Below are 291 nucleotides of genomic sequence, written 5' to 3' on the forward strand. Positions count from 1 at the left end.
AAGTTCCTCTACTAATTGAGAGGCGGTTATAAATTTTACTTTGTATCCAATTTGAATCATCTCTATTCCGAGTGCTATGGCAAGATGCGTCTTACCAGTTCCACTATTGCCTAAAAAAATTAGATTCACCTTTTTCTCTACAAACTCTCCCTTGGACAAAGTGGTAAAGCGATTTCGATTTAAACTTGGCATTAAACTAAAATCATAGGTATCTAGTGTTTTTTGAACAGGGAACGATGCTTGCTTTAGTCGGCGCTGCCTTTGATTTTCTTCTCTGGTTTGTAGTTCCGT

At 37.5% G+C, this 291-nt stretch carries 1 protein-coding gene; it reads right to left on the reverse strand.

What is annotated here, in order from left to right:
- A partial coding sequence (locus KI375_RS27130; RefSeq protein ID WP_212976450.1) for an ATP-binding protein occupies positions 1 to 291 on the reverse strand: 291 nt, incomplete at both ends.

The organism is Bacillus sp. J14TS2 (genome assembly GCF_018333015.1).
GTDB lineage: Bacteria > Bacillota > Bacilli > Bacillales > Bacillaceae_C > Lederbergia.